This is a genomic window from Sediminicola arcticus (assembly GCF_040566695.1).
Lineage (GTDB): Bacteria > Bacteroidota > Bacteroidia > Flavobacteriales > Flavobacteriaceae > Sediminicola > Sediminicola arcticus.
This window is the reverse complement of record NZ_JBEXAE010000001.1, coordinates 17,297-35,394: the sequence shown is the minus strand read 5'-3', so window position 1 is coordinate 35,394 and position 18,098 is coordinate 17,297. Positions and strand designations below refer to the sequence as shown.

The following is an 18,098-nucleotide window of genomic DNA, read 5'->3' as shown; positions in this document are numbered from 1 at the left end:
GAATTGAAGAACATTCAAAAACATACCGAACAGATAAAAGCAGAGGCCAAAAGACTTGGTTTCCTCTCTTGTGGTGTTTCAAAAGCTGAATTTTTAGAGGAGGAAGCTCCAAGATTGGAGAAGTGGCTCAACAAAAATATGCATGGCGAAATGGGCTATATGGAGAACTATTTTGACAAGCGCTTAGATCCGCGATTACTGGTAGATGGAGGGAAGTCGGTCATTTCATTACTGCTCAATTATTATCCCCAAGAAGAACAAAACGAAGACAGTTATAAGCTCTCTAAATATGCCTACGGACAGGATTACCATCATGTCATAAAAGCCAAATTAAAAATGCTTCAGGAATTTATCACCCAAGAAATTGGGGAGGTGAATGGAAGGGCTTTCGTAGATTCTGCACCTGTCTTAGATAAGGCGTGGGCCGCAAAGAGCGGGTTAGGATGGATTGGGAAGCACAGTAATTTATTAACCCAACAGGTGGGGTCTTTTTATTTTATAGCTGAGCTGATTGTAGATTTAGATTTAGAATATGACCACAGGGTAACGGACCACTGCGGTACATGTACGGCTTGTTTGGATGCCTGTCCTACCCAAGCTATTGTTGAGCCTTATGTGGTAGACGGAAGCAAGTGTATCTCGTATCTTACCATAGAATTAAAGAATCAGTTACCATCCGAATTTAAGGATAAAATGGACGATTGGATGTTTGGTTGTGATATTTGCCAAGACGTATGCCCTTGGAACAAGTTTTCTAAATCCCACAACGAGCCCCTATTTAATCCCCATCCCGATCTTTTGTCCATGACAAAAAAGGACTGGGAAGAGATTACAGAAGATGTCTTCAAAAAGGTATTTCAAAAATCAGCTGTGAAGCGAACCAAATTTTCGGGATTGAATCGAAATATTGATTTTTTGAAATAAAACAGCAAAGTACTATATCGTTTTTGTTGTTAATATTTTAATTTTCTATTTGAGATTTTTTTAAGAAGGAACTAAATATACTATATTCGGTTGCTGTAGGTTTTGTGAATTCCTTAAGAATACTAAATGAAATTTAACAATTCCAAATTATAGCAGCGTTTTATATCTTCTAGAAATGAGGTTAAAAACGCAACATTGTTTAGTTAACATGTTTAAGAGATATTGAAAATGATTAAAAAACCGGAGTTAAGTTTTTGGCAGATCTTTAATATGAACGTTGGATTTTTAGGGATCCAGTACAGTTTTGGATTACAACAGACCGCCATCAACCCTATCTTTCTTTTCTTGGGGGCACCAGAGGACATGTTGCCAATTTTGAATATTGCGGGTCCCATAACAGGTTTAATTGTTCAACCCATAATTGGTGCCATTTCAGATAAAACATGGTCGCCGCGATGGGGAAGAAGAAAACCGTTTTTCTTGATTGGGGCCATAATTGGTAGTTTATGTTTATTTGCATTTCCGTCGAGTCCGGTATTATGGTTCGCCGTAGGCCTATTATGGATATTGGATGTTGGGAACAATATGGCCATGGAGCCCTACCGTGCTTTTGTTGGTGATAAATTACCGGAAAAACAATTGAGTCTCGGTTATCAAATGCAAAGTCTATTTGTTGGTGCAGGTATTCTTTTGGCCATGGGATCAATTGTTTTGTTTCAATATCTCTTTGGGGCAGAAACGGTTGAAGCTGCAGGAACGATACCTAAATGGATTTATTATTCGTTTTATATTGGAGGAATGCTCTCTATTGCGACCATATTATGGTCCGTATTAAAAACTCCAGAGATTCCACCGACAGCAGAAGAATTGGCCGAAATCAATGAAACTAGGGAAAAATCAATTGGAGAACGTATTGCAAAACCTTTTGGTGAAATCGTAAACGCTATAAAGGATATGCCGAAATTCATGTGGAAACTGGGTGCAGTCTATCTCTTTCAATGGTACGCGTTATTCGTATACTGGCAGTATATAACTCCTTTATTTATGCTTACTATGGATTATGGGATTTCTGAAGCTGCTTCACAATCTGCCCAAATGAGTTTGACCTATAATATCGTTACTATGGTCGTAGCCTTGGCATTGGTCCCTTTATCCTTGAGATTTGGGGGTAAAAACGTGTATTCCTTAAGTCTGGTGGGTGTAGCATTAGCACTATTCATGATTCCTTTCATTGGTGATCCTAAATTGGTGCTTATTCCTATGGTGTTATTTGGTATCGGATGGGCTGCGATGATGGGAATTCCCTATACCATGGTCTCTAAGGTAGTTCCACAAGAACGACGGGGAGTCTACATGGGTATTTTGAACATGATGATCGTTATTCCCATGGGGATAGAAACCCTAACATTTGGTCCCATCTATAAATATCTCTTGGGCAACAGCGCGATCAATGCAATTTTGTTTGGAGGTGTATTTTTTATGATAGCGGCATTTTTGGCGTTGAGACTGAAAGTATCAAAAACTGAGGTTTGATTTATTGGTTTTTCATTTCATGTAAAAAGCAGAAGGAATGTATCCCTTACTGGGGCTTCGTTTAAGAAATTTATGGGAACAAAAAAAGCATCCACAATTGTTGATGCTTTTTTTGTTTTAATCCTTCCAGAGTATCTTTATGTAAAGAATACCATTAAATTTGTTTTTTTTAAATGAAACACATATGAGCAAAGAAAAAAGGAGAAGGGAAGCTTTGGTCTATCATGCCAAGCCACAACCAGGCAAGATAAAGATAGTACCCACGAAACCTTATGCAACACAGCGAGATTTAGGACTTGCATATTCCCCAGGTGTAGCGGAACCTTGCTTGGAAATTGCAAAGGATAAGGATAACGTTTATAAGTATACTGCCAAAGGAAATATAGTTGCGGTTATTTCCAATGGAACAGCTGTTTTGGGGTTGGGAGATATAGGACCTGAAGCTTCAAAGCCAGTCATGGAAGGAAAATGTCTTTTGTTTAAGATTTTTGCCGACATAGATGGGATCGATATTGAGATTGATACCAAGGACGTAGATAAATTTGTAGAGACCGTTAAAATGATCGCTCCAACTTTTGGAGGGATCAATCTGGAAGATATTAAGGCCCCAGAAGCGTTTGAAATAGAAAGAAGATTGAAAGAGGAACTGGATATACCAGTAATGCATGACGACCAGCACGGAACAGCAATAATTTCTGCTGCGGCTTTATTGAATGCACTTGAGATTACTAAAAAGAATATAGGGGACGTACGTATCGTTATCAGTGGAGCAGGTGCGGCTGCAGTTTCTTGTACTAAATTGTATAAGGCATTCGGCGCCAATGGTAAGAACATAGTAATGTTAGACAGCAAAGGGGTAATCCGTAGCGATAGGGATAATCTATCCGTGGAGAAACTAGAATTTGCAACAGATAGAAAAATAGATACCTTGGAAGAAGCGATGGTAGATGCAGACGTTTTTGTAGGTCTTTCCGTAGCTAATATCGTAAGCCCAGAGATGTTGTTGTCCATGGCTAATAATCCTATCGTTTTTGCAATGGCCAATCCAGATCCTGAGATTGCTTATGACATAGCATATAAAACAAGGGAAGATATTATTATTGCTACAGGAAGATCTGATCATCCTAACCAAGTTAACAATGTGCTTGGATTCCCCTTCATTTTTAGGGGGGCCTTGGATGTAAGGGCTACCAAGATTAATGAGGAAATGAAGATGGCTGCGGTAAAGGCTTTGGCTGAACTGACCAAAGCTCCTGTTCCTGAACAGGTAAATATTGCCTATGGAGAAACTAGATTGGCTTTTGGTAAGGATTATATAATTCCAAAACCATTTGACCCAAGGCTTATTTCAGAAATACCACCTGCAGTAGCAAGGGCGGCTATGGAAAGTGGCGTTGCTAAAATGCCCATTGAAGATTGGGATAAATATAGGGAAGAACTTTTACAACGATCGGGTAATGATAATAAGGTAGTTCGCTTGCTCCATAACAGAGCAAAATCTAATCCTAAGAAAATTGTATTTGCTGAAGCGGACCATTTAGACGTATTGAAAGCGGCACAAATTGCCCATGACGAAGGAATTGCCATTCCTATCCTATTGGGAAATAAAGAAGTGATATTGGAGCTTAAAAAGGAGCTTGAATTTGATGCAGATATTCTAATTATAGATCCTAACAGCGATGAATCTAACACTACTAAAGATGATTATGCTGTTAAGTTTTGTGAAACAAGCAACAGAAGTGGTGTAGGTATGTATGGAGCACGCATAAAAATGCGGGAGCGAAATTATTTTGGAGCCATGATGGTTCGGGAAGGAGATGCAGATGGTATGATCTCAGGATATTCTAGGGCTTATCCAACAGTGGTTAAGCCTATTTTTGAAGTGATAGGAAAGGCGTCTGACGTAAAAAGAGTTGCAACAGTAAACATCATGATTACGGAACGTGGACCTTTGTTTTTAGCAGATACAGCCATCAATATAGATCCCAATGGGGAAGAATTGGCAGAAATAGCCAAGATGACCGCTAATGTTGCAAGAACGTTCGGATTCCAGCCAGTGATGGCCATGTTGTCCTATGCTAATTTTGGTTCTTCCAACCATCCACATGCATCTAAGGTGAAACAGGCAGTCAAGATTTTGCATGAATCTAATCCTGAATTGGTGGTAGATGGAGAAGTACAGATTGATTTTGCCTTGAACAAGGAATTGCATCAAAGCAAGTTTCCGTTTTCCAAATTGGCCGGAAAGAATGTCAATACTTTGGTCTTTCCTAATTTGGAATCCGCGAACATCACCTATAAACTATTAAAGGAATTAAACAAATCGGATTCTATAGGCCCCATAATGGTAGGGTTGAGGAAATCTGTCCATATCATGCAATTAGGAGCTAGTGTAGATGAAATAGTCAACATGTCTGCAGTTGCTGTAGTAGATGCCCAAGAGAGGGAAAGAAGGAAGAAAGCAAAATCAGAGACTAAATAATTTACATTTATGGTGACCCATCTTAAGGGGAAATTAGTTGAGAAAAATCCTACCCACGTAGTCATTGAGTGCTCAGGGGTAGGATATTTTGTTAATATTTCCTTACATACATTTTCAAAAATTGGAGATTCGGAAAGCATACAGCTTTTCACCCATTTACAGGTAAAGGAAGACTCCCATACCTTATTCGGTTTCGCTGAAAAATCTGAGCGCGAAATCTTTAGACTTTTATTGTCCGTTTCGGGAATAGGATCTAGTACGGCTAGGACCATGTTGTCCTCCTTGTCTCCGGGTCAAATAAGGGACGCAATTGCCACTGGTGATGTCCCCACGATACAAGGAATAAAAGGGATTGGGGTGAAAACCGCTCAAAGGGTGATCTTGGATTTGAAGGACAAAATTCTCAAAATTTATGATATCGATGAAGTTTCAAGTAATTCAAACAATACAAACAAAGATGAAGCGTTATCAGCATTAGAGGTTCTTGGATTTGTCCGTAAACAAGCAGAAAGAGTGGTGGATAAAGTTTTGTCTCAAGATTCCTCGCTAAGCGTCGAGAATATCATTAAACTGGCGCTTAAAAATTTGTAAAAAGTTTGAAAACAGGGGCTAAATCATTTGTTACATCTTTTCTATTTAAGCTTTCACTAATTGGTGTCATTTTTCTGGTGACCCTACAAACTACATCCGCCCAAGAAACGGAAGAGCAGAAAGTGGATTCTACTAAAACAGGAGTTGCCCTAGGGAGACTTTTGCTTAAAAAACCCAATAGTATAATTTCAAAATACACGTACGACCCTAAAATGGACCGTTATATTTATACGGAAAGTGTAGGTAAATATGATATTAGCTATCCTATTATTTTAACTCCTGAACAGTATCAAGATTTGGCAAAAAAGGAGGATATGAAATCTTATTTCAAGGATAAAATCGATGCCTACTCCGGAAAGAAAGCTGGCAGTGAGGAAGCTCGGAAAAACCTACTGCCTAATTTTTACGTTAACAATACTTTTTTCGAATCTATTTTTGGGGGGAATACCATTGAGGTTGTCCCACAAGGATCCGTTGCCATGGATTTGGGTGTTATTTGGCAAAAGAATGACAACCCGGCCCTTTCCCCACGTAACCGTACCAACCTATCTTTTGATTTTGATCAACGCATTAGTTTGAGCATGTTGGGTAAAATTGGAGAGCGACTTCAGGTAACCGCCAATTATGATACAGAGGCTACCTTCGATTTTCAAAACCTTGTAAAATTGGATTATACTCCCACGGAGGATGATATTATTCAGTCCATTGAAGTGGGTAATGTTAATATGCCATTAAATAGCTCCCTAATAACTGGGGCTCAAAGTTTGTTTGGTGTTAAAACGAAATTACAATTTGGAAAGACCAGCGTGACTGCTGTTTTTTCAGAACAACGCTCACAAAGCAATACAGTCGTAGCCCAGGGTGGAGGAACATTGAATGACTATTCCCTATCCTCTTTGGACTATGACGAGGATAAACATTTTTTTCTATCCCAGTATTTTAGAAACAACTATGATAGGGCCTTGGAAAATTATCCTTTTATCAGGAGTCAGGTACAGATTACAAGACTAGAAGTATGGGTTACTAATAGAAGTCAGCAGACATTGAATGTGAGAAATGTTGTGGCCCTTCAGGATCTTGGGGAGGCTGCGCCATCTCAAACAAGGATTGGCAGGCTTAACGGTGATCCAGTAGGTTTTTTTAATTCTTCTTCAGCTGGTGATTTACCTAGGAACAATGCCAATGATTATGATCCTGCCCTAATTCCTAATGGAGGTGCTTTAACCCCTCAGGTCAGAGATATTGCTACCGTTGAAAACGGATTTAATGTACCAAGCTATGACGTTAACCAAGGGTTTGATTATGCCATTTTGGAAAATGCTCGTAAGTTGGAAAATGGAAGGGACTACCAATTCAATACACAATTGGGTTATGTTTCTCTCAACCAACGTTTGAGCAATGATGAGGTTTTAGCTGTTGCTTTTCAATATACTTTTAATGGGGAGGTCTATCAGGTTGGTGAATTTGCCAATGGCGGCATAGATGCCACCTCTGTTTCTTCAGGAGCCCAAAACCCGGTGGTAAACAATAATACATTGATATTAAAGCTTTTAAAGAGTAATATTACTAATGTAGCAGATCCTATATGGGACTTAATGATGAAAAACATCTATTCTACGGGTGCCTTTCAGTTGAGTCAAGACGATTTCAAATTAAACATTTTATATTCAGATCCTACGCCAAGAAATTACATTTCTCCGGTAGATAACTCTCTTGGTGCTGGATGGCCTAATACACCTAAGCCACTGGAAGAGCGAATTCTTTTGGATGTATTTAATTTGGATAGGTTAAACGCTTATAATGATGTACAAAGTGGTGGGGATGGTTTTTTTGATTTTATCCCCGGCATTACAGTTGATACCCAATCGGGAAGAATTATATTCACCAAAGTGGAGCCTTTTGGCGAATATTTATTTGAGACTTTGGGTGGTGGTACTTATGATGTAAATGATGGTCAAGGATATAATGTAAACCAACAAAAATATGTCTTTAGGAATATGTATGCTTTGACCAAGGCTGCTGCACTTCAGGATGCAGATAAAAATAAGTTTATCTTAAAAGGTCAGTACAAATCTGAAGGCAGTAACGGAATTCCTATCGGAGCCTTTAATGTGCCCCAAGGATCGGTTAGGGTAACAGCTGGAGGTCGTCAATTACAAGAGGGAATAGATTATACTGTAAACTACCAAGCAGGAACGGTACAGATTTTGGATCCAAGTTTGGAAGCTTCAAATACCCCGATTAATATCTCAGTAGAGAATAATGCGGTCTTCGGTCAACAGAGTAGGAGGTTTACTGGAGTAAATGTAGAGCACCAATTTAATAAAAACTTTCTATTGGGTGGTACCTTATTGAATCTTAACGAACGCCCCCTGACCCAAAAATCGAATTATGGGGTAGAGCCTGTCAATAACAGTATTTTTGGAGTTAATGGTAATTTTTCTACTGAAGTACCATTTCTTACTAGGCTGGCCAATAAATTACCAAACATAGATACCGATGTTCCTTCTAATATATCCGTCAGGGGGGAGATAGCATGGCTTCAACCAGGATCACCTAAAAATGCTGATTTTGAGGGAGAAACTACTACCTATGTTGATGATTTTGAAGGAGCCCAGTCGCTCATAGATATCCGCTCTTCTTTGGGGTGGTCTTTGGCTAGTACCCCATTAGAGTTTGCAGATGGTAAGAACGGATTGGAAACTGGATACCAAAGGGCGAAAATGGCTTGGTATACTATTGATCCTATATTTTATACCAATCAAAGACCTTCAGGAATTACGGACGCGGATGTTTCTACGAATCCAACCAGAAGGGTTTTTATAGATGAGGTTTTCCCCCAGGTAGATATAGCTCAAGGGCAAACAACAGTGCAGAGCACTTTGGATGTTTCTTACTATCCAAATGCAAAAGGGCCATATAACGATAGCCCAAATTTTTCCGGGGAACAACCTAGCAATAAATGGGGAGGTATCATGCGCTCCTTGAGCAGTACAAACTTTGAGCAATCGAATGTGGAGTTTGTTCAATTTTGGGTTTTAGACCCTTATGTAGATGGCAATACCACTTCAAGTGGTCAGTTGGTTTTTAATTTGGGAAATATTTCAGAGGACATCCTTAAAGACGGAAGAAAACAATATGAAAATGGCTTACCAGGAGTAAATAGCAACGATTTGGTAACCTCTACCGTATGGGGAGAAGTACCTGCCACCCAATCTTTAGTTTATGCTTTTGATACTAATGAAACCAATAGGGGTTTACAAGATTTAGGTTTTGATGGTCTAGATGATGCCTCAGAAGCTTCTATTTACACAAACAATTCTGCCAACGATCCAGCTTTGGACAACTACCAATATTACCTGAATAGGGATGGGAACATTTTGAATAGATATTTGGATTTTAACAACCCACAAGGCAACTCTCCCGTCCAGGTGACCAATACCAATAGGGGTTCCACAACCTTGCCAGATGTAGAAGATGTGGATAGAGACCTTACTATGAATACGGTAAATAGTTACTATGAATACCGGATAAATATTAAGCCCAATACCACTATCAATGATAAATATGTAACCGATATAAAAGAAGGGGTCACCCCTCAATTGCCCAATGGGACAACGCTGAGCCGTCGTTGGATACAGTATAAAATCCCACTAAGTGATTTTACGGATGCGGTTGGTGGAATTAGTGATTTTAGGTCTATTAGCTTTCTGCGTATGTACCTGACTGATTTTTCTGATGATGTGGTCCTTCGTTTCGCAACACTTGATCTTGTGCGTGGCGATTGGCGAACCTTTACAAATTCCCTTCAGCCAGATGTGGACAATAATCCTGCTGATGATGGCACCTTTATAGATGTAAATACGGTAAATATAGAAGAGAACAATTCAAGGACACCTATACCTTATGTATTGCCTCCTGGGGTCATTAGGGAACAATTAAACAATAACAACACTATTATTCGGCAAAATGAACAATCTCTTTCCTTTGTGGTGGAGAATTTAGAATCCGAGGATTCTAGGGGAGTATTCAAGAATGTCAATATAGATATAAGACAGTATGAGCGTTTAAAGATGTTCATGCATGCCGAGAAACTTGTAGATAGTGATTATACCAATGACGAAACACCATTGGTAGGTTTCCTAAGAATGGGAACAGATTTTACGCAAAACTTTTATCAAATAGAACTTCCATTGCAGTTTACACCATTCGGGTCTTCCTTGGACACGGACATTTGGCCAGAGGTAAATGAGATCGATATTTCCTTAAATGACCTTTCCAGAGTGAAGTCTTTGGGTATATCCAGCCAATCCCTAAACACGGTCAATTTCTATGAAATTGTAGATGGTGAGGTAATAGCTGTGGATGAATTTGCACCAAGAACACCGGGAAGGATACGTATAGGAATACGGGGTAATCCATCCTTAGGGAGTTTAAGAAGTTTAATGGTGGGTGTAAAAAACATAGATAATTTACCAGCTCGTGGTGAGGTATGGTTCAATGAATTGCGACTAGCCGGATTAGATAATAATGGGGGATGGGCGGCCGTAGCTGCTGTTGATGGCAATATTGCCGATTTTGCCAACTTCTCAGCGACAGGGAGTAAGAGCACTTCCGGTTTTGGAGGTATTGATCAAATGCCGAACGAAAGATCAAGGGAAGACGCTGTTTCTTATGATGTTGTTACTAATATCAACGTAGGACAATTGCTACCAAAAAAATGGGGAATTCAGTTGCCGTTCAATTATGGGATTTCAGAACAATTAGTTATCCCTGAATTTGATCCAGTTTATGATGATTTAAAATTAGAAGATAGAGTTGCCGTTGCGGACTCACAAGCTGAGGCGGATGCCATAAAGGAACAGGCCGAAGATTATACCAAAAGAACAAGTATTAACCTTATAGGGGTTCGAAAAAATCGAAGTGAGGAAGCAGATGCGAACTTCTACGATGTTGAAAATTTTACCTTTAACTATTCTTATAATGAAACTAACCACAGGGATTTTGAGATAGCAGAACTACGCGATCAAAACGTGGTAACTGGTATGGTCTACAACCATAATTTTAAACCTGCCTCTGTGGCACCTTTTGCCAAGAATGACTCCTTATTTAACGGGAGATATTTGAAATGGTTAAAGGATTTAAACTTTAATTTATTGCCAACCAGTATTGCTGTCAATTCAAATATCAATAGGTCCTTCAACCAACAAAGGTTCAGGGATGTTTTAGAGCCTGGGGTAGAGTCATTGGGGCTGCCTGTGCTGCAGCAGAGGAATTATCTTTTTAACTGGCAATACGCGCTCAACTATAGTTTGAGCAAATCCTTGCGCTTAAATCTAACGGCCTCCAACAACAGTATTGTCCGAAATTATTTTGAAGAAGCTGGCAACGAAAATTCAGGCATAGACCCCGCTCTTGGGCTATGGGATGGGTTTTGGGATTTGGGGGAGCCAAATAGGCACTCTCAACAGATGCAACTCAATTATGAAGTGCCTTTCAATAAAATTCCAGCATTAGATTTTATCAATGCCCAATACAGTTATACTAGTAATTTCGATTGGCAAAGGGGAGGCGATGCCTTAAATGAAATAGCAAGATTAGAGCCAGGTCAAGAAAATGTGTCCATCAATACTATTCAAAACGCCAATACACATACAATTACGGCCTCTTTGGGAATGCAGAAACTTTATGATTATTTAGGATTAAAAAAGAGGAGTTCCAAAGAAGCGGTAAGCGTCAATTCTTCTAGAAGGGACAAAGCCGGTAACCTCTCTAAAAGTGCTGAAGAAGAGCTAAAGGCTCAAAAGAAAACCAGTGGTCTTTTCAATACAGCAGTGGATATCCTAACCATGGTAAAAAGAGTAAACATAAACTATAGTGAGAACAACGGGAAGGTTTTGCCGGGATATACAAATTCCATAGGGTTTATTGGTACAGCCAAGCCAACTATAGGATTTGTTTTCGGGAGTCAGGCAGATGTGCGTTTTGAGGCCGCCAGAAATGGATGGTTAACTACATTTTCGGAATTCAACCAACAATTCATAGAACGCACCAACAAGCAGCTGAACATAACAGCTACGGCACAACCCATAAAAGATCTTACTATAGATCTGATAGCGGATAGGCAATATTCCGAAAGCTATCAAGAAAATTTTAAAGTGAATGATTTGGGAGATGGCTCTTTTGAGTATCAAAATTTATTGGGGAACAATTATGGGAATTTTAGTATTTCCACCATCATGATCGGAACTTCTTTTGGAAAAAGCGACGAATTTACTTCAGAAAGCTTTGAGGAGTTTAAAAATAACAGAATCACCATAGCCAACAGATTAGCAGCAGACCGGGGACAGGGAACGGGACAATTTGATGCAGATGGTTATCCGGAACGCTATGGTAAAAATCAACAAGAAGTATTGTTGCCGGCGTTTTTTGCAGCCTATACAGGACAAGATGTAAATAGGGTAAACTTGGATGCCTTAAGGGAGATTCCAATTCCCAATTGGAATATAAAGTATACCGGCTTGATGCAGAACAAATGGTTTAAAAAGAAATTTAAACGCTTTTCTTTGAGTCATGGCTATAGAGCTGCTTATAGCATCAATTCCTTCCAGACAAATTTAGAGAAGCAAAATTCTCCCATAGACCCGGAGAACGGTGATTTTTTACCGGATAATATTATAAATAATGTGCTGTTGACAGATGCATTTAACCCCTTGATGAGAGTAGATTTTGAAATGAAAAACTCAATGAGTGTGGTGGCAGAAGTGAGGACTGATAGGACACTATCTTTGAGTTTTGACAACGATCTACTTACTGAGATCACGGGTAAGGAATTTACTGTTGGGTTGGGTTACAGGTTTAAGGATGTAAAATTGGTAACCAATATTGGGGGTGAGAAACAACGTTTCAAAGGGGATCTTAATTTGAAAGCAGATGCAACCTTAAGGGATAATGTAACCATCATTAGAAATTTGGACATTACAAATAATCAAATTACTTCTGGACAAAACCTGCTATCGGTTAAATTCACTGCAGATTACGCTTTGAGTAAAACCTTGAATGCCTTATTCTTTTATGATTATTCTTTTTCCAAATTTGCGGTTTCTACGGCATTTCCACAATCAACCATCAATACAGGGTTTACAATCCGGTACAATTTTGGGAACTAAACAGTTAGGAACCTATGTTTGTGGCAAGTATAGCGCTTCTTAGTGAATTGTTAATAATGAATTACTTTTTTTGAATAGATTACCAAAATCCCATACATTTGTGGGGCTAACAATTAATTAAAAGATATGAGCGTACCATCCGAATTAAAGTATACCAAAGACCACGAGTGGGTTAAGATTGAAGGGGATATTGCAACAGTAGGGATTACAGATTTTGCCCAAGGAGAATTGGGAGATATCGTTTACGTAGAAGTGGAGACCTTGGATGAAACTTTGGGTAAGGAAGAAATATTTGGAACGGTAGAGGCTGTTAAAACAGTATCGGATCTTTTCCTGCCTTTGAGCGGTGAAATAGTTGAGTTCAATTCAATGTTAGAAGATGAACCAGAAAAAGTAAACACAGATCCTTACGGAGACGGATGGATGATAAAAATAAAACTAAGCGACTTAACGGAAGTTGATAGTCTTTTAAGTGATGCGGATTACAAAGAATTGATTGGTGCTTAAAAAAAGCATCTTTACAATTGCATTTATAAGCTGGATGGTGTTCATAACACTGCTCAGCTTATTTTCGTTTTCAGAAGGGGACTTACCAGATTTTGAAATTCCCTATATGGATAAACTGGTGCATTTCAACTTTTATTTTATGGCTGCCTTACTGGGCGTTTTGTCCGTTAGGGAAAGAACCCTAGGTAAAAGTGGTTTAAAGAAAACAATTCTAATGATTTTAGCGGCAGTTATACTTTATGGTATAGTTATTGAGATAATGCAAAGTGTGTTTACTGTTGCCAGAGAAGGAGATATTTTTGATGTTATAGCAAACACTTTTGGTGCTTTGATAGGGGCTCTGGCCATAAAAGTCCTATTTTCTGGGAAAAGGCAGTTAAAATGGAAAAATTAATTGTTTTTTTACTAAATTAATATTTAAATTAGCAAACCTTAAAACTAACGATATGGAACCAAAAAAGAATCCAAAAGCAGATTTAACAAAAAACAGCAGCATGTACTTTGTTATAGGCTTAGCTGTTGTGATGTTAATTATATGGCGTGCTTTGGAATGGAGGACTTACGATGAACAAACTACGTACGACACTTCTTTGAATGTAGAAGATATGTTGGATGAAGAAGTTCCAATGACAGAGCAGATAAAAACTCCACCCCCTCCACCACCGCCAGCAGCACCGGAGATCATTACGGTTGTTGAAGATGAGGTTGAGGTAGAGGAGACAGTTATTAAATCCACTGAAACTTCCCAAGAGGAAGAAATCATTGAAGTTGATGATATATCCGTAGACGAAGTAGAGGAAGATATTGATGTTCCCTTTGCTGTTATTGAGGATGTTCCTGTATTCCCGGGTTGTGAAAACGAAAAGGATAAAAGAGCCTGTTTTAATGATATGATGCAGCAGCACATTCGCAAGAATTTCCGATACCCAGAAATAGCACAAGAAATGGGTGTTCAAGGAAGGGTTAGCGTAATGTTTGTTATTCAAAAGGACGGTAGTATCGGAAACGTGAGAATGCGTGGACCTGACCAAAACTTGGAAAAGGAAGCACAAAGAATTATCAGCAAATTGCCTAAAATGACTCCAGGAAAGCAAAGAGGTAGAGCTGTACGTGTTCCTTTCAGTATTCCAATTACCTTTAAACTACAGTAATTATAACATAAAAATATTCTTTTAGTGATAAGATTATTTTAAAAGAGATAAAAACCCCGGCCTAGGTCGGGGTTTTTATCTCTTTTAAAATAATCTAACGTATAGGAACTACTTTTTGCTCAAGCTCCTATAAAACGTTTCCCGGATTACTTCAGGTTTAATAAAGCCACCCCCGTGTACCGCATCGTAATCAGAAGTAAGCTCATTGTTGTTCTTTACTTCTTCCAAAGATTTACCTTTTTTTATTTCTCGGATTACCTTAGTTTTTAAATTCTCCAACATTAAGACATATGCCTCTAATTCTTTTTTGTTGGATGGTCTTCCGTGACCAGGTATTATTTGGGTAGTTTCATCAATTAATAGGAGCGCTTTTTTATGTGCATTAATATACCCTTCCACGGATCCGCCGCTGCTGAGATCAATAAAGGGATAGCGCAAGGCAAAATAGGTGTCGCCCATGTGTAATACATTGTCCTTTAAAAAATAGACCATTGCATCGCCGTCTGTATGGGCGTTATGTACATGAAAAACCATGATCGTCTCTTCGCCATCAAAAAGGTTGAGATCTTCAGAAAAGGTGATCTCTGGCAGTATAGGATTGTTCTTTAGTTCAACTTTAATTTGGTCCTTTAATCGTTTCCTAACATTATCGTGAGCGACGATAGTTGTTGCTTCTGAATTAAAATTGGAATTCCCGCCAGTATGGTCACCATGCATATGAGTGTTGAATAAATAGGCAATAGGCTTGTTGGTTAGTCCATTGATGGTTTTTTTTAATGCATCGCTCATATAATCATATTGGTTATCGATCATATAGGCTTTACTTTCTCCCACAAAGATGCCAACATTACCACCTTTTCCGGTAAGCATAAAAATGCGCTGGGAAAGGGTGTCAACAGTTACGGTATTTTCTTTTTCTTGAGCCCCAAGTGGTAGGGCAGATAGTGCTAAAATAAGAGGTAAAAGAATATTATTTTTCTTCATAATAGATAGTTTTAGAGACGTAGACGGGAATATGTATTCAAAATAACATAAATACTTGTAATAGGTTGGAAAAAAATCATTTGGGTCTTATCTTTGCACTCCTTTTAACAAAACTAAATGAAGACTGCGATTCATACAGCAAAAAGCACCTTATGGTCTTTGATTTTTGCTGATTTTAAAGAAATTACCAAAGCTAGGCTTGCGGTAAGCGTGGTCTTTTCCTCTATTGCTGGATACTTCCTTGGTGCTACAGAGATCAGTTATGTATCACTTTTCTTGTTGTCTTTCGGTGGGTATTGTATGGTGGGTGCTTCCAACGCTTTTAATCAGATTATTGAAAAAGATTTGGATGTCCTAATGAACCGTACTAAAAACAGGCCAATACCTTCCGGAAGAATGTCTGTCAATACAGCTATGGCCATCGCAGTGGTTTTAACAATTATTGGTTTGGTGTCTTTGTATATTTTGAATCCAAAGACGGCTATGTTCGGTGCTATATCCATCTTTTTATATACGAGTGTTTATACCCCATTAAAGACTAAGACCCCGCTCTCGGTTTTTGTAGGGGCTTTTCCTGGGGCCATACCATTTATGTTAGGTTGGGTTGCAGCTACTAATGAATTTGGAATTGAACCAGGAACGCTATTTATGATACAGTTCTTTTGGCAGTTCCCACATTTTTGGGCCTTAGGATGGATGCTAGATGAGGATTATAAAAAAGGAGGATTTAAGATGTTGCCCACCGGTAAAAAAGATAAGGGCACTGCACTTCAGATCATTATGTATACCATTTGGATGATGGTAATTTCTATTATTCCAGTTTTTGGAATTACAGGAAGACTCCAATTGTCCATTGTGGCCGCAATCGTTATTTTTGCAATGGGATTGGGGATGCTGTTTTTTGCGATGCGGCTTTATGAAAGAAGGGATAACAAGTCTGCCAAGAATCTTATGTTGGCGAGTGTCACTTATATTACGTTGATGCAAGTGGTTTATGTAGTGGATAAATATATTTAATAATTTATGGATTTAACAACAGGTACTCCAAAAGAGAAGAACGATAGGGCGAAGAAGATGATGCTCTGGTTCGGGATAGTAAGTTTAATCATGGGTTTTGCTGGTTGGACCAGTGCCTATATTGTTAGTAGTACTAGGGAGGATTGGCTCACCGATTTGCAGTTGCCCTCTTCTTTTTTGTATAGCACCTTGGTGTTGGTGCTGAGTAGTGTAACGTATATGCTTGCGAAATCTGCCATTAAGACCGATAATGCCAAGACGTGTACCAAATGGTTGTTGATTACTTTGGTATTGGGTGTTAGCTTTATCTTCTTGCAGTTCAACGGGTTCTCCCAAATGATTGCCCAGGGCTATTATTTTACAGGGCCAACAAGCAGCATAACCCTGTCTTATATCTTTTTGATTGCCGTGGTACATATCTTACATGTAGTTGCTGGATTGATTTCTCTTTTGGTGGTTTTATACAATCAAATAAAAGGCAAATATTCCTCAAAGGAATTCTTAGGATTAGAATTGGGGGCTACTTTTTGGCACTTTTTGGACTTTTTATGGGTCTATTTAATTATGTTCTTTTATTTCTATTAAAACTAAATAAAGATAAATTTTGGGAAATAGTGGCTTAAATGAGAACTACTTCCCTAAATACATGATTTTTTTACCATATTTTAAAAGGCAAAAATTTTGTGTAGACGAAAAAAATGTAAATTTGTGAAAATTTTATTAATACGATAATTTAAATATGGATACTACGGTAACAACGGGTACAGAAGAAAATGTTTGGGGAGGCGGTAACGAGCCTTTAGGAGCAAGTTATGGTAAACTGATGATGTGGTTCTTCCTTGTATCGGATGCTTTGACCTTTTCTGGCTTTTTGGCGGCTTACGGCTTTTCCAGATTCAAGTTTATAGAAATATGGCCAATTGCCGATGAGGTATTTACCCACGTTCCTTTCTTTCATGGGAATTTCCCCATGTACTACGTGGCTTTTATGACCTTTATCCTGATTATGTCTTCTGTAACGATGGTATTGGCAGTGGATGCTGGTCATAAAATGAAAAAGAACAGCGTTATTTGGTACATGTTTTTAACCATTATCGGTGGTGCTATCTTCGTTGGTTCACAAGCTTGGGAATGGGCTACCTTTATTAAAGGGGATTATGGCGCAATTGAGACCAAAGGAGGCCGTATCCTGCAATTTGTAAGTGTAGATAGCGGTGAGCGTGCTGCCTTGCGTGACTTTACAGAAAAGCTACCTGAAGAGAGAGTGGCACATGAAAATAGAAATGGACTTTGGTTTTATGATGAAGGTACTTTACCTACTTATTCTGTAAATGAGGTGGTAGAAGGTTTCAAGGCTAATTCCAATATTGTGATTCGCACAGAATTGTTAAACGAAAAAGGAGAGAAAACAGTTCTAAGTAGGGCTGAATCTTTAAAGTATTTGGACAATGCCAAATATGTGGTAGAAGGGGCTAATTTGGTTCGAAATGAATATGGTAGCCGTTTGTTTGCCGATTTCTTTTTCTTTATTACAGGGTTTCACGGATTCCACGTATTCTCAGGGGTATTGATCAACCTTATAATCTTTTTTAATGTAATCTTAGGTACTTATGAGCGCAGAGGTCATTACGAGATGGTAGAGAAAGTTGGACTTTACTGGCACTTTGTGGATTTAGTTTGGGTATTCGTATTCACATTCTTTTATCTGGTTTAATTATAATACAAAACAACCTTAAGAGC

Annotated in this window: 12 protein-coding genes; 11 read left to right on the top strand and 1 reads right to left on the bottom strand. The window is 38.7% G+C overall.

Going from position 1 to position 18,098, the window contains the following annotated elements; genetic code table 11:
- Positions 1–3 precede the first annotated feature (3 nt).
- From queG to ABXZ36_RS00115, 8 genes are all read left to right on the top strand, one after another.
- Entirely contained in the window at positions 4–924 is a 921-nt protein-coding gene (queG, locus tag ABXZ36_RS00150; RefSeq protein WP_354613424.1) for a tRNA epoxyqueuosine(34) reductase QueG, read from the top strand.
- 228 nt (positions 925–1,152) lie between these two features.
- A complete protein-coding gene (locus ABXZ36_RS00145; RefSeq protein WP_354613423.1) occupies positions 1,153–2,457 on the top strand; it encodes an MFS transporter in 1,305 nt (434 codons plus the stop codon).
- 184 nt (positions 2,458–2,641) lie between these two features.
- Positions 2,642–4,939: an NADP-dependent malic enzyme gene (locus ABXZ36_RS00140; protein WP_354613422.1), complete on the top strand. Its 2,298-nt coding sequence runs from the start codon at positions 2,642–2,644 to the stop codon at positions 4,937–4,939.
- 9 nt (positions 4,940–4,948) lie between these two features.
- Positions 4,949–5,530 carry a Holliday junction branch migration protein RuvA gene (ruvA, locus tag ABXZ36_RS00135; protein WP_354613421.1) on the top strand — a complete coding sequence of 194 codons (582 nt, stop codon included), beginning with the start codon at positions 4,949–4,951 and terminating at the stop codon, positions 5,528–5,530.
- 5 nt (positions 5,531–5,535) lie between these two features.
- Positions 5,536–12,699 carry a T9SS outer membrane translocon Sov/SprA gene (gene sov, locus ABXZ36_RS00130; protein WP_354613420.1) on the top strand — a complete coding sequence of 2,388 codons (7,164 nt, stop codon included), beginning with the start codon at positions 5,536–5,538 and terminating at the stop codon, positions 12,697–12,699.
- 126 nt (positions 12,700–12,825) lie between these two features.
- Positions 12,826–13,206, top strand: coding sequence for a glycine cleavage system protein GcvH (gene gcvH / locus ABXZ36_RS00125; RefSeq protein ID WP_354613419.1), 381 nt, complete (start codon positions 12,826–12,828; stop codon positions 13,204–13,206).
- A complete protein-coding gene (locus tag ABXZ36_RS00120; RefSeq protein WP_354613418.1) occupies positions 13,199–13,600 on the top strand; it encodes a VanZ family protein in 402 nt (133 codons plus the stop codon). The genes gcvH and ABXZ36_RS00120 overlap by 8 nt, the downstream gene beginning before the upstream one ends.
- 52 nt (positions 13,601–13,652) lie before the next feature.
- Positions 13,653–14,357, top strand: coding sequence for an energy transducer TonB (locus tag ABXZ36_RS00115; protein WP_354613417.1), 705 nt, complete (start codon positions 13,653–13,655; stop codon positions 14,355–14,357).
- Positions 14,358–14,465: 108 nt separating this feature from the next.
- Here ABXZ36_RS00115 and ABXZ36_RS00110 read toward each other — a convergent pair whose 3' ends face one another.
- Positions 14,466–15,341, bottom strand: coding sequence for an MBL fold metallo-hydrolase (locus ABXZ36_RS00110; protein ID WP_354613416.1), 876 nt, complete (start codon positions 15,339–15,341; stop codon positions 14,466–14,468).
- A gap of 117 nt (positions 15,342–15,458) precedes the next feature.
- Between ABXZ36_RS00110 and cyoE the strand changes: the two genes are divergently transcribed.
- The 3 genes from cyoE (at position 15,459) to ABXZ36_RS00095 (ending at position 18,072) form a co-directional block, all read left to right on the top strand.
- Positions 15,459–16,358 carry a heme o synthase gene (gene cyoE, locus ABXZ36_RS00105; RefSeq protein ID WP_354613415.1) on the top strand — a complete coding sequence of 300 codons (900 nt, stop codon included), beginning with the start codon at positions 15,459–15,461 and terminating at the stop codon, positions 16,356–16,358.
- A gap of 6 nt (positions 16,359–16,364) precedes the next feature.
- Positions 16,365–16,943: a cytochrome c oxidase subunit 3 gene (locus ABXZ36_RS00100; RefSeq protein ID WP_354613414.1), complete on the top strand. Its 579-nt coding sequence runs from the start codon at positions 16,365–16,367 to the stop codon at positions 16,941–16,943.
- 154 nt (positions 16,944–17,097) lie between these two features.
- Positions 17,098–18,072: a cytochrome c oxidase subunit 3 gene (locus tag ABXZ36_RS00095; RefSeq protein ID WP_354613413.1), complete on the top strand. Its 975-nt coding sequence runs from the start codon at positions 17,098–17,100 to the stop codon at positions 18,070–18,072.
- The last annotated feature ends 26 nt before the right edge of the window (positions 18,073–18,098 follow it).

Excerpts from the sequence above, each read along its gene's own strand:
- ABXZ36_RS00145 (WP_354613423.1), top strand. The coding sequence starts at position 1,153 with ATGATTAAAAAACCGGAGTTAAGTTTTTGGCAGATCTTTAATATGAAC.
- ABXZ36_RS00115 (WP_354613417.1), top strand. The coding sequence starts at position 13,653 with ATGGAACCAAAAAAGAATCCAAAAGCAGATTTAACAAAAAACAGCAGC.
- cyoE (WP_354613415.1), top strand. The coding sequence starts at position 15,459 with ATGAAGACTGCGATTCATACAGCAAAAAGCACCTTATGGTCTTTGATT.
- ruvA (WP_354613421.1), top strand. The coding sequence starts at position 4,949 with ATGGTGACCCATCTTAAGGGGAAATTAGTTGAGAAAAATCCTACCCAC.
- ABXZ36_RS00100 (WP_354613414.1), top strand. The coding sequence starts at position 16,365 with ATGGATTTAACAACAGGTACTCCAAAAGAGAAGAACGATAGGGCGAAG.
- gcvH (WP_354613419.1), top strand. The coding sequence starts at position 12,826 with ATGAGCGTACCATCCGAATTAAAGTATACCAAAGACCACGAGTGGGTT.
- ABXZ36_RS00110 (WP_354613416.1), bottom strand. The coding sequence starts at position 15,341 with ATGAAGAAAAATAATATTCTTTTACCTCTTATTTTAGCACTATCTGCC.
- ABXZ36_RS00095 (WP_354613413.1), top strand. The coding sequence starts at position 17,098 with ATGGATACTACGGTAACAACGGGTACAGAAGAAAATGTTTGGGGAGGC.
- ABXZ36_RS00140 (WP_354613422.1), top strand. The coding sequence starts at position 2,642 with ATGAGCAAAGAAAAAAGGAGAAGGGAAGCTTTGGTCTATCATGCCAAG.